Origin of the sequence: Streptococcus mitis SK575 (assembly GCF_000257865.1) — a bacterium.
Lineage (GTDB): Bacteria > Bacillota > Bacilli > Lactobacillales > Streptococcaceae > Streptococcus > Streptococcus mitis_CQ.
Genome location: NZ_AICU01000081.1, coordinates 40625 through 60661 on the forward strand (window position 1 = coordinate 40625; position 20037 = coordinate 60661).

The window sequence follows — 20037 nt, forward strand, 5'->3', positions numbered from 1 at the left end:
ATTCTGTCAGAAGAAGAAGGCAAGCTACTTTTTATAATACTTCAAACCCCAAATGAGCAGAAGCATGATAATCAAGCAGAGAATAGCACCAATATAGGCAATTAGTTGTTGATAGAATTCTCCTGCTGTGATACCCCTATACAAACAGATAATAGACATAAAGCCTGTCAAGCCGATATACATGAGTTGATTGGTTCTAGGACTAACCAAATCATCATCTTCAAACTCTCTTATCCTCATTTCCCTAGTGAGGTAAACAGTAACCAAAATAGAAGCCAAGTTAATAACCACTAGAAGAAATTGGAGGACTAAGGAAAAATTTAAAAACTGACGAGATAGAAATAGATAGGTAGAGACAAGCAAGGGCAACTGACCTAGGAACAGTCTCGCAAGGAAGATGTTCCGTTTTTTAGCAAGAAAAGTTTTCATTTCTTTTCTCCTTTCTTTTTCATGATAGCAAAATAGATCATCACTGCAATCACATAGGCTATGGTATAAAATAGATGATACCAAGCACTCTCCCTAAGCGGATATAGAAAGATGGACATGATCAGATATAGAACGAAAATAATCAGTATTTTTTTCTTCATAAAATTTCCTCCTAAATGTATGCTTTATCTTAGTTGAGCTACAACCTTTACACTGCTAGTATAGCACTCATTTTATCCTTGGAACACTCAAATCATAAATGGTCATCAAAACATCTTGAATTGTAAAAAATTTAAAAAGCAAGCGTGAAAAACATACTTGCCCTATGGAAACTTAACAATGTGAAAATACAAAATAGAAAACTACTCACCCTCACTTCCGTATGTTCTCATATATTCTCATAATCGCAACAAGGATAGCAGCTGTCCCACTTGCCAAAGCGATAAGGGTAATGATAATGTTGAGGATTTCAGGCGTACTCCCTATTCTGTTGATAAGACGGAGTAGGGATATAACTGTCAACTGAATCAGGAGTATTGATTCTACTCTTACCATTGAAGTAAGTCTGTTTTCAACTGCATATAAAAAGGCTGGTAGCAAAACACAAGCTATAGCAATCACAAACAGATTGCTCCCTGTTTCTTCTCCCTTGTTCACCACGGAAATCATGAGAAGATTCGATGCTATAATCAACGTAGAACAGATGATAAAAAAGGATTTCTTATTCATATAGGGCACCTCATATACTATGGCATTTTAATTGATGACTACAGGCGGTACTTCTTTCCACAGATCTTCTAATCATCAACTGACATCGAGTGAACTGTTAAAACCTGACGAAAGACTTGATTTTGACAGGTGGTATTTAGACTGGTATTAGGATGGCTTTCCACAATTTTCATGACGGTATAGAGACCAACTCCTCTCTCCTCCCCTTTAGAACTGGCTCCAAAGGAGAAGATTTCAGAAATATCTATGCCCTCTTCTTTGATGGAGTTTTCGATGATAAAGGTCTCCTGTGCTCCATTTTTTAAAAAGGCGATTGAAACATGAGGTTGACTGGCCTCTGCACTGGCTTCAATAGCATTGTCACAAAGGATAGACACAATAGTCAGAAAATCAAGCAGGCTCATCCCCTCTACCTGAATCTCCTCAGGAACTTCGACATTAAAGACAATGTTCTTATCTCTAGCTTTTAGAAATTTCCCTGCTAGGAGACTTTTGAGGGCTTTATCACGAATATTCACCAATCGACCAAGGTCATATTTATTGTCCTGCAATTTTTCACTAGAATCCTTTAAGACCGAATCGTAGACCTCTTTTATCTGCTCCATATCCTCCTCTTCAATGCCCAGACGTAAACTGGTCAAGAGGTTGGTGTAGTCATGGCGAAAACTCCGTACTTCCTTGTAAAGTTCCTCTATATGCCGACTATAGCGTTCCATATCTCTGTAGCGCAAGGCCTGCTCTTGGTCCAGTCTCTCATGGAGTTTGTCCTTCAAATAGGTATCCAGCTTCTTGATAACCCCCATAAAAAAGAGTAGGTAAAACACTAGAATCAGATGGCGAACAGTCGTTGATTGAATACCTTGTACATTTTCAAAATAAGACAGACTTTGCATCACTAGATAGTAAGCCCCCATTATCCAGTTAATCTTAGTCAGGGACTGTTGAAAACCTTTATCGAGAATCTCCCTCCTCAAACTAGTAAAATCATAGTCTAACCATTTCAAAAAGGCTAGAGAAATAAAGCAAATGAAAATTTTTATACATAACCAAATAAAAGAGCGGTCATCATACAAATGCCCTTGCCCCAAAAATGGAAGCACAAAATAGGAGACTACCCTGAAAAAAAGATTCACCAACATCATTGGAAAGAGACCATAAAAGAAGAGTAGTTTTTTAGGAAGCCCTCTTAACAATAAGAAAGATAAACCAATGCCGTACAAGGGTTCCATAAAATAAGATAGGTAAGTATTTCCTACTATATAGCTAATCGTTACAAAAACAACTGCTAAAAGTAGCTTAAAAAGAAAGGACTTAAAAACTCTCTCCAGAGTTAGAACAATTCCATCCACCTTAAAAAATATAAACAATTCCAATCCAGATATCAAAAACACATATACTATCTTCCAAACTAATTCCATTCCAGCACCTCACTTAGTGTAAGTTATTGATAGCTTCAGACACTTCCCTGACCTTATAACGCGCTATCATACAGCTTCCACCATTGGGAAAGTAAAGAAGTTTTTCTTTCTTATCCAAACGAACCACATTGGCAGGATTGATGAGAAAAGAGCGGTGGCACTGCAAGAGACGAGGTTCCTGCTTGAAAACCTCCTCTAAACTCGCTGTAAATTCCAGCCTGTCCGTCTTAGTATAGAGAATAACACGATGGGCTCTGGGCGATGTTTCGAGATAGTAGACCTCTTTAAAAGGATACTGGAATTGGGCAAATTTTGATTTAAAGTAAAAGCAATCTTCCGCCAGACTCTTACTATCTTGACTATTGGCATAGAGGAGGGCTGTCTCGATCCGAGATTCAAACTCCTCTGCCGACAAGGCCTTATCAATGTAGTCCAAAGCTGACACTTGGTAGCGAAAAGACAGGGGCATAAACTCTGAGTGAGTCGTCACAAAGACAATCAGGGCATAGGGGTCTCGATCCCGAATCTTTCTAGCCACTTCCAGACCCTTCATCTCCTCATTTCGAATCTCAATATCCAAAAAGAATAGCTGATGCACCCCCTTCTCATGCACCTCTGCCAGCAGCTGGTCTGGCTTACCAAAGACCTCAAAAGAACTGGGAGTGATATGATGTTCTTTCAAGAGTTTCTCAATCGTCGTTTCAATCCTAGTCTGTTGGGAAAAATCATCTTCTAAAACAAATATTCTCATCTTTTTACTCTCCTTGTTTCGATTTCTTCCTAAAAAGAGAATAGCAAAAATACTATGATACAAGCCCACCAAATCCTAAACAGGCATTCAACACTCCTGAAAGGTAGCTTGTTCCTCAAATAAGCATGATAATCTTACAACTATTTTATCATAAAATCTTAACAGTACCATTCAGGAAATTTCAAGGGCAATTAAAGATTTTATGGTAAAAAAGGAGATAAAAGTAGTAGACTGACAGTATCAAAATACAGTTGCTAGAAGCAAGACTGGCACCCAGATTAGAGGAGGAATTTTCATGACAGATGCAGACCCTATCAAAAGAGCTCAGGCTTTGATTACTGACTTAAATAAAGCCTACCAAGCATGCAAACAGGCAACCGCTGACGACGTCCGCTTTCAGGAACAATTAAACTCTATTCTAGGCTTTCTAGCCAAGGGTGAGACAGTGGATAATCGAGTCTTGATTGAACTGGAAAAATTTTACCAGACTTCCAGTCTTCTCATGGGACTCAGCGCTCTTGATCCAGATGCTCCAACTCGCGCCGCTTGGCGGGCCTATGACCGCTTCCACTTTGACCAAGTCAAGACCAAGTTGAGTCTCTACGGACCAACCATTATCTTGTAGAAAATAAAAGAAGTTGAGACAAACTGAACTCAACTTCTTTTTTAATATCATATAAGCAATATTAGTCCTGCATCTGACGTTTGACCTGATAAGGTAAGTACAAGACTAGTAAAACCAAACCAGCTCCTAGTAAGGCTAGAAGGGCTAGTTTTTCTTGGAAAGTCACAAGACCGACAACTAATTCCACAAATAAAACAAAACTGGTCAATCCTCGTACTACCGCCTGCAAGCCTTTTTCCTTTTGCCCCTTGTCCAGCGGAAAAAGTTGGGTCAAATACTGGTAGTCAAAGGCGTGATAGAGGGCCAGCAACTGGAAGAGCAAGAGGTAGTTAAAGAGAACTACCACTGCTGTCGCAATCCAAGCTTGTTCGATAAAGACCTGCGCCAACAAAGAAAGCAAGAGAAGACGGAGACTGAGGGCAAAGAGATCTCCATTTCGCAGATAAGAACGAAGATAAAGATTTTGCCAAATCTTCCCAGGCACCTTCTGAACAGCCTTTAGTATAAAGTCCAGATAGGCACGACGTTTGACGCTGTTTGAAATCCCCTTGACCTGGGTAAAGAGGGCAAAGAAACGAAGCAAGACTTGCTTACGCTTGCTTTCTTGGGAAATAACATAGTCCCAGTCCAGTCCAGTTTCCGTGAAAAATTTGCTGGCCTTTTGACGAAAGAGGAAATATTTACCTACCCCCAATAAAAGCACATAGACCAGAAAAACAGGCAAGCCATAACCCATGGCTAAAAATAGGGGCGCAAACAATAGCAAGAAAAGGGTCTGGACAAAGAGCCAAAAGACTAGTGAAATGCCAGTTTGACGCTTGATATGGAGTTTGATTTCCTCTTCTCCAACTAAGAGAAAGAGCTTGTCTGGAGCCTCCATATAGGTGGCAATTCCTCCCCAAAGCAAAAGTAAAACAGACGTAATTCCTACAAATAAAAGGATAGGCCAATGATTTTCAGGAAAATGTTGTAAGAGTTGACTGTACTGGTAGGCTAGAAAGCCCAGCAGAACAAGCAGGAACAAGACAAAGTGGTCATTGAGAACATAACGCAGATAACCAAGACACTCCTTACGAACAGCCTGCTTTCTCTTTAAAAACAAGTCTTTCATAGCTCCTCCTCTTTGGTCAGAGCCAAGTAAATATCATTCAAACTAGCCTCAGGCATATCAAAGGCTTCGCGCAGTTGCAGGAGATTTCCTTTGGCACGCACCTCTCCCTTGTGGAGAATGACAAAGGCATCACACATCTTCTCCGCCGAATCCAGCACGTGGGTACTCATGAGAATGGACTTACCCTTTTGCTTTTCCACTTCCAAAAGCTGAATCAAGTCTGCAATAGCCAGCGGATCAAGACCAAGGAAGGGCTCATCCACGATGAAAAGACTTGGATCCACCACAAAAGCACAGATAATCATGACCTTTTGCTTCATCCCTTTTGAAAAATGAACAGGAAACCAGTCCAATTTCTGGTCCAGACGAAACATTTTTAGCAAAGGTTCCACTCGATCAAAAGCCACTTTCTGCTCAATACCATAAGCCATGGCAACCGTTTCGATATGCTCTCTGAGGGTCAATTCCTCATACAAGCTAGGTGTCTCAGGAATGTAGCCAATTTGCTTACGGTAGCTAGTCGCATCTTCTTGCAGGGTCAAGCCATTGATATTGATGGAGCCACTATAAGGTGTCAACAGACCAATAATCTCATTGATTGTCGTCGATTTACCAGCACCATTGAGACCAATCAGACCGACCAGCTGCCCACTTTCAACAGTAAAGGACACATCTTTCAAGACAGGGACATGGACATAGCCACCTGTCAGGTTTTTAATTTCTAACATATTTTCTCCAAATCTGGTATAATGTAGCTATATTATATCAAAATTCAATACAGTAGAGGTAGATTTTATGTCAGATTGCATTTTTTGTAAAATCATCGCAGGGGAAATTCCTGCTTCAAAAGTATATGAAGATGAGCAGGTTCTTGCCTTTCTTGATATCTCTCAAGTGACACCAGGACATACCTTGGTCGTACCAAAGGAACACTATCGCAATCTCTTGGAAATGGACGCTACTAGCGCCAGCCAACTCTTTGCCCAAGTACCAAAAGTAGCTCAAAAAGTCATGAAAGCTACCAAGGCTGCTGGTATGAATATCATTGCTAACTGTGAAGAAGTCGCTGGGCAAACCGTCTTTCATACCCACGTTCACCTCGTGCCTCGCTACAGTGCGGACGATGACCTCAAGATTGATTTTATCGCCCACGAACCAGACTTTGACAAACTTGCTCAAGTCGCTGAAACCATCAAAAACGCATAAGGAGTTGTTATGAAATTATCCAACCTACTGCTATTTGCAGGAGCTGCAGCTGGAAGTTATTTGATCACAAAAAATCGCCAAACCATCACAGATGAAGTCTTGAATACCACTGACCGCGTTCAAGCTATCAAGGACGATGTGGATATTATCCAAAACAGCCTGCAAATCATCGACCAGCAAAAAGAACTTATCAAGGAATACCAAGAAGACCTGACTTACAAGTTTAAGGTCTTGGAAAAGGATATCCAGACTAGACTAGCTGTTATCAAAGAAACACAGGAAATCGAAGATAAGTAAAAGAGCCCAACGGCTCTTTTTAAAACGTAAACAAGTTATATCCCATCAACTATACATCATAATTTAGCCAACTCATTCACCATTTCACAACTAAATCGAAGACTTTCCGCCGTAATAAAAAATCTATAAACAAAAAGAGCCCAACGGCTCTTTTTGCTTTATTCTCCTTCAAAGGCATCTTTAATATGGTCAAAGAAGCCCTTTTTCTTTGGATTGACTTTTAAATCACCAGCAGCTGCGAATTCTTTAAGCGCTGCTTTTTGGCGGTCGTTCAAGCCTGTCGGAGTCACGACATTAACTGTAACGTATTGGTCACCAACTGCACCACCACGAAGGCTCGGAGCTCCCTTGCCACGTAGACGGAATTTCTTACCAGTCTGAGTACCCTCTGGGATAACCAATTCAACTTCACCGTGAACCGTTGGGATATCTACTGTGTCACCGAGAGCTGCTTGGACAAAGTTGAGGTTGAGATTGTAGAAGATAGTCGTTCCTTCACGTTCAAACTTATCGCTGGCTTCCACAGAAACCACCACGTACAAGTCACCGTATGGTCCACCGTTAAATCCTGCTTCACCCTGACCAGCTAGGCGAATTTGTTGACCAGTTTCCACACCAGCAGGAATTTTTACATGTACACTATGGGCTTGTTTTTCATGACCTGTTCCGTGACAAGTTGTACATGGATCTTTGATTTCTTTTCCGCGACCATGACAGACATCACAGGTTACTTGGCGCCGCATCATACCAAGCGGAGTTTGTGTATCAACGTTAATGACACCAGCGCCATGACAGCGTCCACAAGTGACTGGACTTGTTCCTGGCTTAGCACCAGAACCATTACATGTACTACAGCTTGCTTCACGATTGTATTTAACCTCTTTTTCAGCTCCAAAAATAGCTTCTTCAAAGGTCAAATTCACACGGTATTGGAGGTCATCCCCCTGACGAGGAGCATTTGGATTGCGTGAAGCACCGCCTCCTCCGAAGAAACTTGAGAAGATATCTTCAAAACCACCGAAGCCTCCTGCCCCATCGAAACCGCCGAAACCACCAGCTCCACCAAAACCACCGTTGGCTCCAGCAGCACCGTATTGGTCATAGGCAGCACGTTTTTGGTCGTCACTCAAAGTCTCATAGGCTTCCTGAACTTCCTTGTACTTTTCCTCAGCACCAGGCTCCTTGTTGATATCTGGGTGGTATTTTTTGGAAAGCTTACGATAAGCCTTTTTGATCTCGTCTGCCGAAGCGTTTTTTGACACCCCCAGACGCTCATAAAATTCAGTATTGTTCATACAAGATACCAAGACCGTAAAATTCGACTGAAAAATAGGAAATCTGACGCTGGAGCGATGCTCCTAGGCAGATTTATCTTTTTTCCGAGAATTTAGGTCGGGTTCAATTCCTTTCTTTTATATTTAGTAAGAAATTTGGGAACCCGTGTTCAGTTACGAACACCCTTGTTCCTTTCTATAATTTTCATGTAAATCTTTAGAGGCTGTTTTCTATACTCTGCTTCACTTGATTAAACTCTTCATCTGATAAAGTAAATATCAAATCCTCTTCAGCATACTCGTTCTGTTCTTTAAAATAGTTGTCCGTATTCTCTGCCAACCCTAAACCGAAAATCACTTTTCTTGCAAACTCTTGATGTGCAAAACCGATAGCCGTAATGATTTGTTTATCTTGGACAAGAACTTTCGGTTGGAAATTCTCACGTGGAAGAAATTCAAAATAGTCAAAGAAGTTTTGCCAAATTCCACCTGTAAATTTCGTGTCGTTCAACAAGCCTGCTTTCGCCAATAAAAGGGGCGCTGAAGAAATGGCTGCAATTAGGATATCTTGCTCATTAAGACTTCTCAAAAACGAGATCAAATTCTCATCTTGTAGAGCAGGACCTATATTTACCATTCCTGGCAAAATCACACAAGAATAATCTTCTATACGGATCTGATCCAATGTTTTCGTCGGTTGACAGGACAAACCATCCTCAGAGACCACCATCGAATTCTCAGAAGCTACATAATCAATCGTGATATCAAAAGACAGAGCTAAAGTACTTGTTAAAGTGGTTATCTCATAAAGAGAAAAATTAGGATAAATGATACAAAGTACTTTTTTCATAAGCTACACCCTCTATTTTACCGAAAAACAGAGGCTGGGTTGCAACCTCTGGATTTCTTACTATCATCATTAACATTTAAGTAAAGCACCGTAGAAGGACAATCAGTTTAGTGATTAGTCATTCTTACCTACCTCGCTCTCCTGATTTTCAAGCTCGGGATAAAATAGTCCACTGGACTATTTTATTTTTCCGTAAACTCTCCGTCTACGACGTCATCACCTGCGTTTCCTGTTGCTTGTGCACCTTCTGCCCCTGCTTGAGCTTGTTGGGCTGCTGCGGCTTGTTCGTAGAGTTTAACAGCAAGTCCTTGAGCTTTTTCGTTCAATGTTTCAAGTTTTGCTTTCATATCGTCCAAGTTGTTGTCTTCTTGAGCTTTCTTAAGGTCATCAAGGGCAGCTTGGGCAGCATCACGTTCTGCGTCGAAGCCTTTGCCTTCAGTTTCCTTGATAGTCTTTTCAGTCGCAAAGATTGCTTGGTCTACTTCGTTACGAAGGTCAACTTCTTCTTTACGTTTCTTATCTGCTTCAGCGTTTGCTTCTGCATCTTTCATCATGCGGTCGATTTCTTCATCAGTCAAACCTGAGTTAGATTGGATCACAATAGTTTGTTCTTTTTGAGTTCCAAGGTCTTTGGCTTTAACAGATACGATACCGTTCTTATCGATGTCAAATGTAACTTCGATTTGTGGGATACCACGAGGTGCAGCTGGGATGTCTGTCAATTGGAAGCGTCCAAGAGTCTTGTTATCTGCTGCCATTGGGCGTTCACCTTGAAGAACGTGGATATCAACGGCTGGCTGGTTGTCTGCTGCTGTTGAGAAGACTTGTGATTTAGATGTTGGGATTGTTGTGTTACGGTCGATGAGTTTTGTGAAGACTCCACCCATTGTTTCAATACCAAGTGACAATGGTGTTACGTCAAGAAGGACAACGTCTTTAACATCACCAGTAATGACACCACCTTGGATGGCAGCACCCATAGCAACTACTTCGTCAGGGTTTACTGATTTGTTTGGTTCTTTACCAGTTTCAGCCTTAACTGCTTCTACAACGGCTGGGATACGAGTTGAACCACCAACAAGGATAACTTCGTCGATTTCTGACAAGCTCAAACCTGCATCTGAAAGGGCTTGACGAACTGGAACTTTTGTACGTTCTACAAGGTCACGAGTCAAATCGTCAAATTTAGCACGAGTCAAAGTCATTTCCAAGTGAAGAGGTCCAGCCTCACCTGCAGTGATAAATGGCAAGCTGATTTGAGTTGAAGTTACACCAGAAAGGTCTTTCTTCGCTTTTTCAGCTGCATCTTTCAAACGTTGCATTGCCATCTTGTCAGTAGACAAGTCAATACCGTTTTCTTTCTTGAATTCTGCTACCAAGTGATCGATGATTTTTTGGTCAAAGTCGTCACCACCAAGTTTGTTGTCCCCTGCAGTTGACAATACGTCGAAGACACCGTCACCCAATTCAAGGATAGAGACGTCGAATGTACCACCACCAAGGTCAAATACCAAGATTTTTTCTTCTTTGTCAGTCTTGTCCAAACCGTAAGCAAGAGCAGCTGCAGTTGGTTCGTTGACGATACGTTCTACTTCAAGACCAGCGATTTTACCAGCGTCTTTAGTTGCTTGACGTTGAGCGTCGTTGAAGTAAGCAGGAACTGTGATAACTGCTTTGGTTACTTTTTCACCAAGGTAGTCTTCAGCGTAGCCTTTCAAGTATTGAAGAATCATAGCTGAGATTTCTTGTGGAGTGTATTCTTTTCCGTTTGCAGAAACTTTTTCAGAAGTTCCCATTTTAGATTTGATAGAGATGACTGTATCTGGGTTTGTAACTGCTTGACGTTTTGCAGCATCACCAACGATGATTTCGCCGTTTTTGAATGAGACTACAGATGGAGTTGTACGGTTTCCTTCTGGGTTTGCGATGATTTTGCTTTCAGTCCCTTCAAGAACTGCAACTGCTGAGTTTGTTGTACCTAAGTCAATACCGATAATTTTAGACATGTGTTTTTCTCCTTAAATTTTAATTCGAATTTTGATTTTTGATATTTCCCTTAAGCGGTGGGGACGTGAGCAACTCCCTACGGGATTTCATCACTTATTTTTGAGCCTATTGTCTCAAAAATCCCCTGTTTCAGTAGCAGAAGCTACTGAAACTTTCACCACGGTGGGAAATATCTTCCTTGCAAGCCTCCAGCTTGCCTCTTATCTTTCTTCATAGTTTATTGTCGTTTCGGACAAGTTTTCTATTATGTAAATTGCGACACGAGAAGTCGAAATCGATTTTATTTCGACGACGAGTTAGTAAGGAGGCTAGGCAAACGCCATAGCGATTGCCGTTTTCTGACGAGTTGCTTTAGCTACCGTCAGAATTGCCTAATCGAACACGCCCTAAGCTCTGGGTAAAAAAGATAGATTTTCTTGTGTTCATCGAACACTTCGTCAATCTCCTATTTTTACTGTGAGCTTTCTACGGGCTTTGTATCTTAGTTGTACACCACTACCATGGCTGGGCGTAGGATGCGGTCATGGAGTTTGTAGCCTTTTTGGAAGACTTGGGCGATGGTATCTGCTGGGTGTTCATCGTCTGCTGGGAGAGTTTGGATAGCCATATGGTAGTTATGGTCAAATTCACCATCAGCTGCGATTTCTTCGATTCCTTCTTCTTTCAAAGCGTGAATCAAGCTTTCTTGCACCATTTCCAAGCCCTTCTTCACATCATCAGTCAATCCTTCAACTGCGAGTGCACGCTCAAGGTTATCCAAAGAAGGGAGAATCGCTTTTGCCAAGTCCTGGCTACGATAACGTTGCAAGTTTTGACGCTCTTCATTGGCACGGCGTTGGATATTTTGCATTTCTGCATGAGCGCGAAGGTATTTATTTTCGAACTCATCTGCACGTTCATTTGCCAAGTCCAACTCTGACTTCTCAGGAGTTGTTTCTTCTACCGTTTCCACAACTTCCTCTTCTTGAACTTCTTCTACTTCTTCATTTTTTATATCTTGGGCCATTTTCGCCTCCTTTAATGATTTCAATCTTAATGTACTTCGTAATGATTACTGCTGAGGTAGCGGTAAAAATCTGTCAACTTCATGGTCAAAACACGGTTGACCACATTGACTTGGTTGATTAGCTGTTGGTAATCCAGATTGACTGGACCGATAATGGCTAGAATTCCAACTCCCCGATAAGGAATGAGGAACTTGCTACTAATCACCGCTAGGTCAGCTAGACAGGACTCTTGACTGTCTGCAACACGAACGTTTTGCATCTGATCTTCATGCAGCCCCTCACGAATTTCCAGGGCCACCTTTTGCGGTTGGTCAAAGAACTGATAGGCTGCTAGATTAGCAAAATTCAAGAGATTGACCTTGCCTGCCACCACAATGTTTTCGTTGAACATTTCCTTAAAAATGTGTTCAAAGAGATCAATCACATTGTCCGTAGTTGTGAAGTAACGCTGGATAATCTGCGGAATCTCCGTCCGAATCTTGTAGTGAATATCTAGAACGGTGTGGCCGAGGAAACGTTCCTGAATGATGCTCTTCAGTTTCAGCAAATCCTCCTGCAAGAAGTTCCTTGGAATCAGAAACTGACTGGTAACCGTTCGCGATTCGTCTAGGGTGAATACTGCCAAGGCTGTATGTTGCCCCAAAACAACGATATCAAAGGCTGTCAACCGTTGCTTGCTGGGCTCAACATCCAGAGCCACTACCGTACAGCCACTCAAGTCTGTCAGTAGATTGGCAGCCTCTTGCAGAATATCCTCTAGTTTGAAGAATTCCTGATCAAAGGCTTTGACAATCTCATATACCTCATTTTCAGCCAGTCGGTCAAAATCCAGTGAGTGTTTTACATAGTACTGAAAACCAGCAACACTTGGCATCCGACCACTTGAAGTATGAGCCTTTTCAAGCAAACCTTGCTTTTCTAGAGCCGCCATGTCATTACGAATGGTTGCGCTGCTAGAGTTAATAGACTCTTGCAAGGCTTTGGATCCGACAGGTTCGTGCGTTTTGGTAAAGATGTCAATAATCAGATTTAGAATATCCTGCTGACGCTCTGTAACCATCTCATCACTCCTCTCTGTCTGATCGATTAGCACTCTATGCGCTCAAGTGCTAACTCATGATTCTATTATACACCCTTAAAAGAGAATGTCAAGATAAAAACTCAAAAAATTAGCACTCTTTTGTCAAGAGTGCTAAAAATCAGTCTGAAGACCTAGAACCTTGCTATTCATCTACTTGGTATTTCCTTTTTAATCTGAAATAACCATAGATTAGATAAGAAATCATAAAGGCATATAGAGCAAAAATGACAAAGAAAGATTGCGACAGTTCTTCTCTAAACGAACTCATACAAACAACAAGACCACCTGAGAAAGCAACTGTACAGGAACGAAGTCTAGATCGCATAACTTCCCATCTGAGCCCCTTACTCATATAGACTTGATCCTCTGGAAGTAAATTAGAAGACGATTTACGAAGAATCGAACAAGAACCTGCTCCTATCAATTCCCAACCTCTATTTCTAAAATCTTGCAGTTCATGCTTATATTTTTTAAGAAATTTAGAATCATAGATACGGTAGATGACATCGTCTGGTTGACATTGGTCAAAATAGAACAAACCAAAACGACTCGTTCTATATCTCCAACCCTTCAAATGCATCTCATGTAAATATTCTTCTTCCTTGTCCAAATCAACAATGGTGAAAATCCGAAATTCTACTCTGCTATTCATTGTCTTACCCCAAAATTAGAAAACATGCCTGGTTTTATTTATTAGATAATTCTTTCCACTTTTGACTCAATCTCCAAAAAATATAAGAAATCTGAGTCGCATGGACTATCAATAAAACACCATCTATTATAACAATCAAAAACATTTCCCAACTGAAAGAACTACCTCCAGTGACAAATTTTGAGAAAACCGGTAGTAGAGCTAAAAAGAGAAGCAAAATAGGAAACATCCGCCTCGTTAAAATCCGTTTGACCATAGCTAACTTCCCGGCCACGTCATTATAAATTTCAAACTCGGCATCCGACTCAATTCCAGAATGAAGTTTTCTAAAGTAGGAAAAACCATTAAAGTCTGTAATATGCTCCCAGCCACAGTCTTTAAATAATTGTAAATAGGAGGCTCTCTCTGATTTTTTCATAGGATAAAAGTCCAACTGATAAGACACCTGCTCCGGTTGGCACTTTTCAAAAGTATACTTAACCGCAACTACTAAGTTAGAGTAGGTTACTTCCTTGAGCTTCCAGCCCTCAGTATGCATTTCCGCAAGGTACAAAGCCTCTCTATCATAATCCGCAATGGTAGCAATCCTATAAACAACCTTCTTTTCCATCATCTTCCCTCCAGACTGTTTCTATAGAGCCGTTCAATACGTTTCAATTCAATATCTAAGACTTTGCGTCCCAAGTCTGTCATCTGATAGATTTTCCGTTTTTCCTCTTCGCGGACAAAGGAAATCAATCCATCCTTTTCCATTTTTGACAAGGTTCCATACATAGTCCCAGGACTAATCGAAACTTGCGAATCTGTCATCTCCTTGACCTTTTGCGTAATACTATAACCATGACCTTCCTTTTGCAGACAGAACAAGATATAAAAGCCCGTTTCCGTCATGGGAAGATAAACTCGACGAATCTTATCCGTTAATTCCATTTATAGCCACCTCCTATCCAGTTCGATATATCGCACTTCGTTATATAAAATATATCACACCTCGATATAAAACACAAGAAAAAAAAGACCGCCCTCAGGCAATCTTTCTTCTATATTAGTATTAGTAAAGGTCTAAATAATTATCAATTTCCCATTGTGAAACGAAGGTTGCATAACTTGCCCATTCGATCCGTTTTGCTTCAAGGAAACTAGTATAGATATGTTCTCCAAGAGCCGCTCTAACAACTTCATCTTCAGTCAGAGCTTTCAAAGCGTTGTGAAGAGTTGATGGAAGGTCTGTAATGCCAGCTTCCTTACGCTCTTCTGCTGTCATGATGTAGATATTTTCTTCGATAGGAGCTGGTGCTTCGATTTTATTTTCAATACCATGCAAACCAACCTCCAAAAGAACAGCCATAGCGATGTATGGGTTTGCCATCGGATCCACTGAACGCAACTCAAGACGAGTTCCCATACCACGTGAAGCAGGCACGCGCACAAGCGGCGAACGGTTACGACCAGCCCAAGCAATGTAAACAGGCGCTTCATAACCTGGAACCAAACGTTTGTATGAGTTAACCGTTGGGTTCATAATGGCAGTATAGTTGTAGGCATGCTTGATCAAACCGCCAAGGAAATGGTAGGCCGTTTCTGACAACTGCATTCCTTTTGGATCATTTGGATCAAAGAAGGCATTGTTTCCTTCTGCATCAAACAAGGACATATTACAGTGCATACCTGATCCGGCAATACCAAATTTTGGTTTGGCCATAAAGGTTGCATAAAGCCCATGTTTGCGAGCAATAGTTTTAACAACAAGTTTGAAGATTTGAATCTTATCACAGGCACGGAGAACTTCATCGTACTTAAAGTCAATCTCGTGTTGTCCAACAGCAACCTCGTGGTGACTCGCTTCTACTTCAAATCCCATTTTGGTCAAGACATTGACAATCTCACGACGTGTATTGTCCGCAAGGTCCGTAGGCGCCAAATCAAAGTAGCCACCCTTGTCATTCACTTCAAGTGTTGGGTCCCCATTTTCATCCAGTTTAAATAGGAAGAATTCTGGCTCTGGCCCAAGATTGAAGGATTTGAATCCTACTTCTTCCATGTGACGAAGAGCACGCTTCAAATTGCCACGAGGATCTCCTGCAAATGGTTCACCTTCTGTTGTATAGACATCACAGATCAAACCTGCAACACTTCCATTTTCATCTCCCCAAGGGAAGACTGTCCATGTATCCAAGTCAGGGTACAAGTACATATCCGACTCATTGATACGTACAAAACCTTCAATAGAAGATCCATCAAACATAGCCTTATTTGACAAGACCTTATCTAACTGTTCATCTGTAGCAGGAATTTCGACGTTTTTCATGGTTCCCAAAATATCCGAGAACATGAGACGAATAAAGGTAACATTTTTTTCCTTGACTTCACGACGAATATCTGCAGCTGTGATTGGCATGAGTTTTCTCCTTAATGTATGACTACTTGCGGTTGCCTAACCGCGACCAAAAGGTGACCGTACTGAAGCAAAGCGACCCTGTTGGAGGAGTTCATTATGAAGTGCACGACGCACCTCAGTCTGACTCACCGCTTTCTTGGATTTCGCTTCACGTTCAGCATATTTTTTCTTAATGGCAGCGATATTATAACCTTCAGAGATATAATCTTTGATTTCAAGCAGACGATCCATGTCATTCAAGGAATACATGCGACGGTTCCCTTCGTTTCGATCAGGCTTAATCAACTCTTGATCTTCATAATAACGAATCTGACGCGCCGATAGATCGGTCAACTTCATAACACTGCCGATAGGAAAAACAGCCATATTTCGGCGAAATTCTTTTTCCTTCATTTACAATTTCCTTCTTTCTGTCTATTATAGTCTAAAAAAAGACAAACGTCAATTAATAATGTTATAAAATGTAACATTATTTTTCTTTTTTCTCTAAAAAGAGCCGAATACGATCAATATCGTAATTTACGAGAATTGCGACAAAAACTCCCATGAAAGTTTCTGATACACGCGCAAACACGTACAAAATTGTTTCCCCACTCGGAATCGATAGGGTAATGATTAACATAGCTGCTACACCACCAATAACCCCTGCTTTATTATTCATGGCTACATTTGTCATAATGGTTAACATCGTGCAAATCGGAACAACAACCAAGGTTACCCAAAAAGCTTCGTGGAAAAAGGTATTTAATAGGAAGAAGACCAGGGCATAGAGGCCACCGATACTATTTCCTAGAATACGCGAAGTCCCAAAATGAACACTCTTATCAAAACTCTCCCTCAGGCTAAAAACAGCTGTCAAAGCACCGATTTGAAGACCTTTCCAGCCAAAAAAGCCAAAAATCAAGAGAACTAGAAAAACAGCAATACCTGTTTTAAAGGTTCGCATACCAAGTTTGAACTGGGATTTATCGAATTTATATTTTTTAAAATAACTCATAATCTCAACTTTCTATTTCCATTTTATCATAAATCGGTGATTTTTATGAGCAATAGTTGAGAGGAAGCGTTTTTATTTCGAGTAAAAGAAAAGAGGAACTTTCATTCCCCTCTTCTTTGATTCATTTAGTTAATCTTATTTTTCTGTCAAGGCTGCAAGTCCTGGAAGAACTTTACCTTCAAGAAGTTCCATTGATGCTCCACCACCAGTAGAGATCCATGAGAATTTGTCTGCACGTCCAAGGTTGATTGCTGCGGCAGCTGAGTCACCACCACCGATGATTGATTTAACGCCCGGTTGTTTCACGATAGCGTCCATCACACCGATTGTACCAGCTTGGAAGTCTGGGTTTTCAAATACACCCATAGGTCCGTTCCATACAACTGTTTTGGCACCAGTCAAAGCTTCATCAAATTTAGCGATAGATTTTGGACCGATGTCAAGACCAAGGAAGCCTTCAGAAACTGCTTCACCTTCAGTGTCACGCACTTCAGTGTAGCCAGCAAATGCGTTAGCTTCTTTTGAGTCAACTGGCAAGATCAATTTACCATTTGCTTTTTCAAGAAGAGCTTTCGCGACATCCAATTTGTCTTCTTCTACAAGTGAGTTACCGATTTCGATACCTTGTGCTTTGTAGAATGTGTAAGTCATACCACCACCGATAAGGACTTTATCAGCTTTTTCAAGCAAGTTTTCGATAACACCAATCTTGTCTGAAACTTTTGAACCACCAAGGATCGCTACGAATGGACGTTCTGGAGTTTCAACTGCTTCTTGGATGTAGGCAATTTCGTTTTCAAGAAGGAAACCAGCAACTGCTTTTTCAACGTTTGCTGAGATACCAACGTTAGATGCGTGTGCACGGTGAGCTGTACCGAATGCATCGTTTACGAAGATACCATCTCCAAGTGATGCCCAGTATTTACCAAGTTCAGGATCGTTTTTAGATTCTTTTTTGCCGTCAACATCTTCATAACGAGTGTTTTCAACCAAAAGAACTTGTCCATCTTCAAGAGCGTTGATAGCTGCTTCCAATTCAGCACCACGAGTTACACCTGGGAAAACAACATCTTGACCAAGTTTTGCTGCCAAGTCTGCTGCTACAGGAGCAAGTGATTTACCAGCTTTATCAGCTTCTTCTTTCACACGTCCAAGGTGAGAGAAAAGAATTGCACGTCCACCTTGTTCGATGATGTACTTAATAGTTGGAAGAGCTGCTGTGATACGGTTGTCGTTAGTGATTACGCCATCTTTCAATGGTACGTTGAAGTCAACACGAACGAGGACTTTTTTACCTTTCAAGTCAACGTCTTTAACAGTAAGTTTTGCCATGTTACAAAAACCCCTTTATTTATTTTATTCGAAACTATTATATCACACTTTGGAAATATAAGGAAAGATTTCACAAGATTTTTCGATATTTAATCTTTGTGACATGCTAGAGTATATTATTTTTGCTTTTGATAACGAATTTTCTTTCTAAAATCTTAGCTTAACACTTGTTAGATTTACTTTTATCCTTTAAAATAGAATAGGAGAAATTCCGTTATTATTTTTCGGAGGAAAAAGAAATGTCCATTAATTGGCAGGAAATTTTATTTCACTTTTTAGGTGGTCTGGGACTATTCTTATATAGTATCAAGACCATGGGAGACGGTTTGCAACAAGCTGCTGGAGATCGCCTTCGTTTTTACATCGACAAGTACACTAGCAACCCCTTTTTAGGTGTTCTAGTCGGAATTGTCGTGACTGCCCTGATTCAGTCAAGTACAGGGGTTACAGTCATCACGGTTGGACTGGTCAGCGCTAGCCTTCTAACTCTTAGACAGGCTATCGGAATTATCATGGGAGCCAACATCGGAACCACCGTTACTTCCTTTATCATCGGTTTCAAGCTTGGTGAGTATGCTTTACCCCTGATTTTCCTTGGAACCATGTTCCTCTTCTTTACCAAAAATAGAACAGCAAACAATATCGGACGCATCCTGTTTGGTGTAGGGGGAATTTTCTACGCCCTCAACCTCATCAGTGCCGGTATGAGTCCTCTTAAAGATTTACCACAATTCAAGGAATACATGGTAACCTTGGGACAAAATCCTGTGCTAGGAGTTTTTGCCGGTGCAGTGATTACCGTCCTCATCCAAGCTTCTTCTGCGACAATCGGGATTTTGCAAGGGCTCTATGCAGGTGGATTCCTTGACCTCAAAGGTTCGCTACCAGTTCTCTTCGGGGATAATATCGGGACAACCTTAACAGTTATCATCGCGGCAGCTGGAGCCAATGTCTCTGCGAAACGCGTTGCTGCAACCCACGTTACCTTTAACGTTTTAGGAACTATTCTTTGCTTAATCTTATTAGGTCCATTTACGTCTATGATTGAGTACTTCCAAGCGCTCCTTCACCTCTCACCTGAGATGACCATCGCCTTCTCTCACGGTGCCTTTAACGTAAGTAACACCATTGTACAATTTCCATTCATCGGAGCCTTGGCCTACTTTGTAACCAAGCTCATCCCTGGTGAAGATGAAGTTGTCAAGTACGAGCCACTTTATCTTGATGAGCATTTGATTAAACAAGCTCCATCAATCGCTCTCGGAAATGCGAAGAAAGAACTCCTTCACTTAGGAAATTATGCTTCTAAAGCCTTTGACCTTTCATACAACTACATCATTAACCTCAATGAAAAGGTTGCTGAAAAAGGCCACAAAACGGAAGAAGCCATCAATACCATTGATGAAAAATTGACTCGTTACCTTATTACTCTTTCAAGCGAAGCCCTTAGCCAGAAAGAAAGTGAAGTGCTCACCAACATCCTGGATTCATCCCGTGATCTGGAACGGATTGGGGACCACGCAGAAGCCCTAATCAATCTGACTGACTACCTTCAACGTAAAAATGTTGAGTTCTCTGAAGCTGCTTTGCAGGAATTGGCTGATATCTATCAAAAAACCACTGGCTTTATCAAGGATGCCCTTGACAGCGTGGAAAACAATGATATTGAAAAAGCTCAAAGTCTGATTGAACGCCATAAAGAAATCAACAATATGGAACGTGTTCTCAGAAAGACCCACATCAAACGCCTTAACAAGGGCGAGTGTTCAACGCAAGCTGGGGTCAACTTTATCGATATTGTTTCCCACTACACTCGTGTATCAGACCATGCTATGAATCTGGCTGAAAAGGTCATCGCTGAACAAATCTAATG

The 20037-nt window shown here is 41.1% G+C and carries 23 protein-coding genes; 4 read left to right on the forward strand and 19 right to left on the reverse strand.

Annotation, left to right across the window (positions count from 1 at the left end; translation table 11 throughout):
- Positions 1-24: 24 nt before the first annotated feature.
- From HMPREF1048_RS10845 to HMPREF1048_RS10860, 5 genes are all read right to left on the reverse strand, one after another.
- The gene (locus HMPREF1048_RS10845) at positions 25-429 is read right to left on the reverse strand and encodes a hypothetical protein (protein WP_000846942.1); all 405 of its coding nucleotides are present in this window, start codon (positions 427-429) and stop codon (positions 25-27) included.
- On the reverse strand, positions 426-590 hold the full coding sequence (locus HMPREF1048_RS12895) for a hypothetical protein (protein ID WP_000727116.1): 165 nt from the start codon (positions 588-590) through the stop codon (positions 426-428). Before HMPREF1048_RS12895 ends, HMPREF1048_RS10845 begins: the two co-directional genes overlap by 4 nt.
- A gap of 211 nt (positions 591-801) precedes the next feature.
- Positions 802-1158, reverse strand: coding sequence for a hypothetical protein (locus HMPREF1048_RS0102605; protein WP_001036306.1), 357 nt, complete (start codon positions 1156-1158; stop codon positions 802-804).
- A 68-nt stretch (positions 1159-1226) separates the two neighbouring features.
- The gene (locus HMPREF1048_RS10855; RefSeq protein WP_025171947.1) at positions 1227-2576 is read right to left on the reverse strand and encodes a sensor histidine kinase; all 1350 of its coding nucleotides are present in this window, start codon (positions 2574-2576) and stop codon (positions 1227-1229) included.
- Positions 2577-2589: 13 nt separating this feature from the next.
- Positions 2590-3327 carry a response regulator transcription factor gene (locus HMPREF1048_RS10860; RefSeq protein ID WP_001219148.1) on the reverse strand — a complete coding sequence of 246 codons (738 nt, stop codon included), beginning with the start codon at positions 3325-3327 and terminating at the stop codon, positions 2590-2592.
- 295 nt (positions 3328-3622) lie between these two features.
- Between HMPREF1048_RS10860 and HMPREF1048_RS0102610 the strand changes: the two genes are divergently transcribed.
- Complete coding sequence (locus tag HMPREF1048_RS0102610) at positions 3623-3952, forward strand: hypothetical protein (protein WP_000128604.1); 330 nt, start codon at positions 3623-3625, stop codon at positions 3950-3952.
- 61 nt (positions 3953-4013) lie between these two features.
- Here the strand turns inward: HMPREF1048_RS0102610 and HMPREF1048_RS10865 are convergent, their stop codons facing one another.
- Complete coding sequence (locus HMPREF1048_RS10865) at positions 4014-5063, reverse strand: ABC transporter permease (RefSeq protein ID WP_000653800.1); 1050 nt, start codon at positions 5061-5063, stop codon at positions 4014-4016.
- On the reverse strand, positions 5060-5791 hold the full coding sequence (locus tag HMPREF1048_RS10870; RefSeq protein ID WP_000889954.1) for an ABC transporter ATP-binding protein: 732 nt from the start codon (positions 5789-5791) through the stop codon (positions 5060-5062). The genes HMPREF1048_RS10865 and HMPREF1048_RS10870 overlap by 4 nt, the downstream gene beginning before the upstream one ends.
- A gap of 67 nt (positions 5792-5858) precedes the next feature.
- On the opposite strand from HMPREF1048_RS10870, the gene HMPREF1048_RS10875 reads away from it, so the two are divergent.
- Entirely contained in the window at positions 5859-6269 is a 411-nt protein-coding gene (locus tag HMPREF1048_RS10875) for an HIT family protein (protein ID WP_001278320.1), read from the forward strand.
- Between the two features lie 9 nt (positions 6270-6278).
- Complete coding sequence (locus tag HMPREF1048_RS10880; protein ID WP_000777748.1) at positions 6279-6566, forward strand: hypothetical protein; 288 nt, start codon at positions 6279-6281, stop codon at positions 6564-6566.
- 158 nt (positions 6567-6724) lie between these two features.
- Here HMPREF1048_RS10880 and dnaJ read toward each other — a convergent pair whose 3' ends face one another.
- The 12 genes from dnaJ to HMPREF1048_RS10940 all read right to left on the reverse strand — a co-directional run bounded on the left by dnaJ (position 6725) and on the right by HMPREF1048_RS10940 (position 18164).
- Positions 6725-7861: a molecular chaperone DnaJ gene (gene dnaJ, locus HMPREF1048_RS10885; RefSeq protein ID WP_001066326.1), complete on the reverse strand. Its 1137-nt coding sequence runs from the start codon at positions 7859-7861 to the stop codon at positions 6725-6727.
- Positions 7862-8057: 196 nt separating this feature from the next.
- The gene (locus HMPREF1048_RS10890; RefSeq protein WP_000756347.1) at positions 8058-8690 is read right to left on the reverse strand and encodes a DJ-1/PfpI family protein; all 633 of its coding nucleotides are present in this window, start codon (positions 8688-8690) and stop codon (positions 8058-8060) included.
- 182 nt (positions 8691-8872) lie between these two features.
- A complete protein-coding gene (dnaK, locus tag HMPREF1048_RS10895; RefSeq protein WP_000034663.1) occupies positions 8873-10696 on the reverse strand; it encodes a molecular chaperone DnaK in 1824 nt (607 codons plus the stop codon).
- A 482-nt stretch (positions 10697-11178) separates the two neighbouring features.
- On the reverse strand, positions 11179-11703 hold the full coding sequence (grpE, locus tag HMPREF1048_RS10900) for a nucleotide exchange factor GrpE (RefSeq protein ID WP_000046038.1): 525 nt from the start codon (positions 11701-11703) through the stop codon (positions 11179-11181).
- Between the two features lie 26 nt (positions 11704-11729).
- Positions 11730-12764: a heat-inducible transcriptional repressor HrcA gene (gene hrcA, locus HMPREF1048_RS10905; protein WP_000255751.1), complete on the reverse strand. Its 1035-nt coding sequence runs from the start codon at positions 12762-12764 to the stop codon at positions 11730-11732.
- A 163-nt stretch (positions 12765-12927) separates the two neighbouring features.
- On the reverse strand, positions 12928-13437 hold the full coding sequence (locus HMPREF1048_RS10910; protein ID WP_001088685.1) for a DUF2812 domain-containing protein: 510 nt from the start codon (positions 13435-13437) through the stop codon (positions 12928-12930).
- 34 nt (positions 13438-13471) lie between these two features.
- On the reverse strand, positions 13472-14047 hold the full coding sequence (locus tag HMPREF1048_RS10915) for a DUF2812 domain-containing protein (RefSeq protein WP_025171948.1): 576 nt from the start codon (positions 14045-14047) through the stop codon (positions 13472-13474).
- A complete protein-coding gene (locus HMPREF1048_RS10920; protein ID WP_000423973.1) occupies positions 14047-14367 on the reverse strand; it encodes a PadR family transcriptional regulator in 321 nt (106 codons plus the stop codon). The genes HMPREF1048_RS10915 and HMPREF1048_RS10920 overlap by 1 nt, the downstream gene beginning before the upstream one ends.
- 121 nt (positions 14368-14488) lie before the next feature.
- Positions 14489-15835 (reverse strand): type I glutamate--ammonia ligase, encoded by a 1347-nt coding sequence (gene glnA / locus HMPREF1048_RS10925; protein WP_001122886.1) that lies wholly within the window; start codon positions 15833-15835, stop codon positions 14489-14491.
- Between the two features lie 36 nt (positions 15836-15871).
- On the reverse strand, positions 15872-16228 hold the full coding sequence (gene glnR, locus HMPREF1048_RS10930) for a transcriptional repressor GlnR (protein ID WP_000659548.1): 357 nt from the start codon (positions 16226-16228) through the stop codon (positions 15872-15874).
- A 76-nt stretch (positions 16229-16304) separates the two neighbouring features.
- Positions 16305-16832, reverse strand: a complete 528-nt coding sequence (locus HMPREF1048_RS10935) for an FUSC family protein (RefSeq protein ID WP_000119915.1) — start codon at positions 16830-16832, stop codon at positions 16305-16307.
- Positions 16833-16967: 135 nt separating this feature from the next.
- Entirely contained in the window at positions 16968-18164 is a 1197-nt protein-coding gene (locus HMPREF1048_RS10940; protein WP_001096743.1) for a phosphoglycerate kinase, read from the reverse strand.
- A gap of 239 nt (positions 18165-18403) precedes the next feature.
- On the opposite strand from HMPREF1048_RS10940, the gene HMPREF1048_RS10945 reads away from it, so the two are divergent.
- Positions 18404-20035, forward strand: a complete 1632-nt coding sequence (locus HMPREF1048_RS10945) for a Na/Pi cotransporter family protein (protein WP_000026674.1) — start codon at positions 18404-18406, stop codon at positions 20033-20035.
- Positions 20036-20037 lie beyond the last annotated feature (2 nt).

Coding starts and splice junctions, on each gene's coding strand:
- HMPREF1048_RS10890 (WP_000756347.1), bottom strand. CDS start 8,690: ATGAAAAAAGTACTTTGTATCATTTATCCTAATTTTTCTCTTTATGAG.
- dnaJ (WP_001066326.1), bottom strand. CDS start 7,861: ATGAACAATACTGAATTTTATGAGCGTCTGGGGGTGTCAAAAAACGCT.
- dnaK (WP_000034663.1), bottom strand. CDS start 10,696: ATGTCTAAAATTATCGGTATTGACTTAGGTACAACAAACTCAGCAGTT.
- glnA (WP_001122886.1), bottom strand. CDS start 15,835: ATGCCAATCACAGCTGCAGATATTCGTCGTGAAGTCAAGGAAAAAAAT.
- HMPREF1048_RS10865 (WP_000653800.1), bottom strand. CDS start 5,063: ATGAAAGACTTGTTTTTAAAGAGAAAGCAGGCTGTTCGTAAGGAGTGT.
- HMPREF1048_RS10875 (WP_001278320.1), top strand. CDS start 5,859: ATGTCAGATTGCATTTTTTGTAAAATCATCGCAGGGGAAATTCCTGCT.
- HMPREF1048_RS10910 (WP_001088685.1), bottom strand. CDS start 13,437: ATGAATAGCAGAGTAGAATTTCGGATTTTCACCATTGTTGATTTGGAC.
- HMPREF1048_RS0102605 (WP_001036306.1), bottom strand. CDS start 1,158: ATGAATAAGAAATCCTTTTTTATCATCTGTTCTACGTTGATTATAGCA.
- glnR (WP_000659548.1), bottom strand. CDS start 16,228: ATGAAGGAAAAAGAATTTCGCCGAAATATGGCTGTTTTTCCTATCGGC.
- grpE (WP_000046038.1), bottom strand. CDS start 11,703: ATGGCCCAAGATATAAAAAATGAAGAAGTAGAAGAAGTTCAAGAAGAG.
- HMPREF1048_RS10945 (WP_000026674.1), top strand. CDS start 18,404: ATGTCCATTAATTGGCAGGAAATTTTATTTCACTTTTTAGGTGGTCTG.
- hrcA (WP_000255751.1), bottom strand. CDS start 12,764: ATGGTTACAGAGCGTCAGCAGGATATTCTAAATCTGATTATTGACATC.
- HMPREF1048_RS10915 (WP_025171948.1), bottom strand. CDS start 14,047: ATGGAAAAGAAGGTTGTTTATAGGATTGCTACCATTGCGGATTATGAT.
- HMPREF1048_RS10855 (WP_025171947.1), bottom strand. CDS start 2,576: ATGGAATTAGTTTGGAAGATAGTATATGTGTTTTTGATATCTGGATTG.
- HMPREF1048_RS10920 (WP_000423973.1), bottom strand. CDS start 14,367: ATGGAATTAACGGATAAGATTCGTCGAGTTTATCTTCCCATGACGGAA.
- HMPREF1048_RS0102610 (WP_000128604.1), top strand. CDS start 3,623: ATGACAGATGCAGACCCTATCAAAAGAGCTCAGGCTTTGATTACTGAC.
- HMPREF1048_RS12895 (WP_000727116.1), bottom strand. CDS start 590: ATGAAGAAAAAAATACTGATTATTTTCGTTCTATATCTGATCATGTCC.
- HMPREF1048_RS10845 (WP_000846942.1), bottom strand. CDS start 429: ATGAAAACTTTTCTTGCTAAAAAACGGAACATCTTCCTTGCGAGACTG.
- HMPREF1048_RS10935 (WP_000119915.1), bottom strand. CDS start 16,832: ATGAGTTATTTTAAAAAATATAAATTCGATAAATCCCAGTTCAAACTT.
- HMPREF1048_RS10880 (WP_000777748.1), top strand. CDS start 6,279: ATGAAATTATCCAACCTACTGCTATTTGCAGGAGCTGCAGCTGGAAGT.
- HMPREF1048_RS10870 (WP_000889954.1), bottom strand. CDS start 5,791: ATGTTAGAAATTAAAAACCTGACAGGTGGCTATGTCCATGTCCCTGTC.
- HMPREF1048_RS10940 (WP_001096743.1), bottom strand. CDS start 18,164: ATGGCAAAACTTACTGTTAAAGACGTTGACTTGAAAGGTAAAAAAGTC.
- HMPREF1048_RS10860 (WP_001219148.1), bottom strand. CDS start 3,327: ATGAGAATATTTGTTTTAGAAGATGATTTTTCCCAACAGACTAGGATT.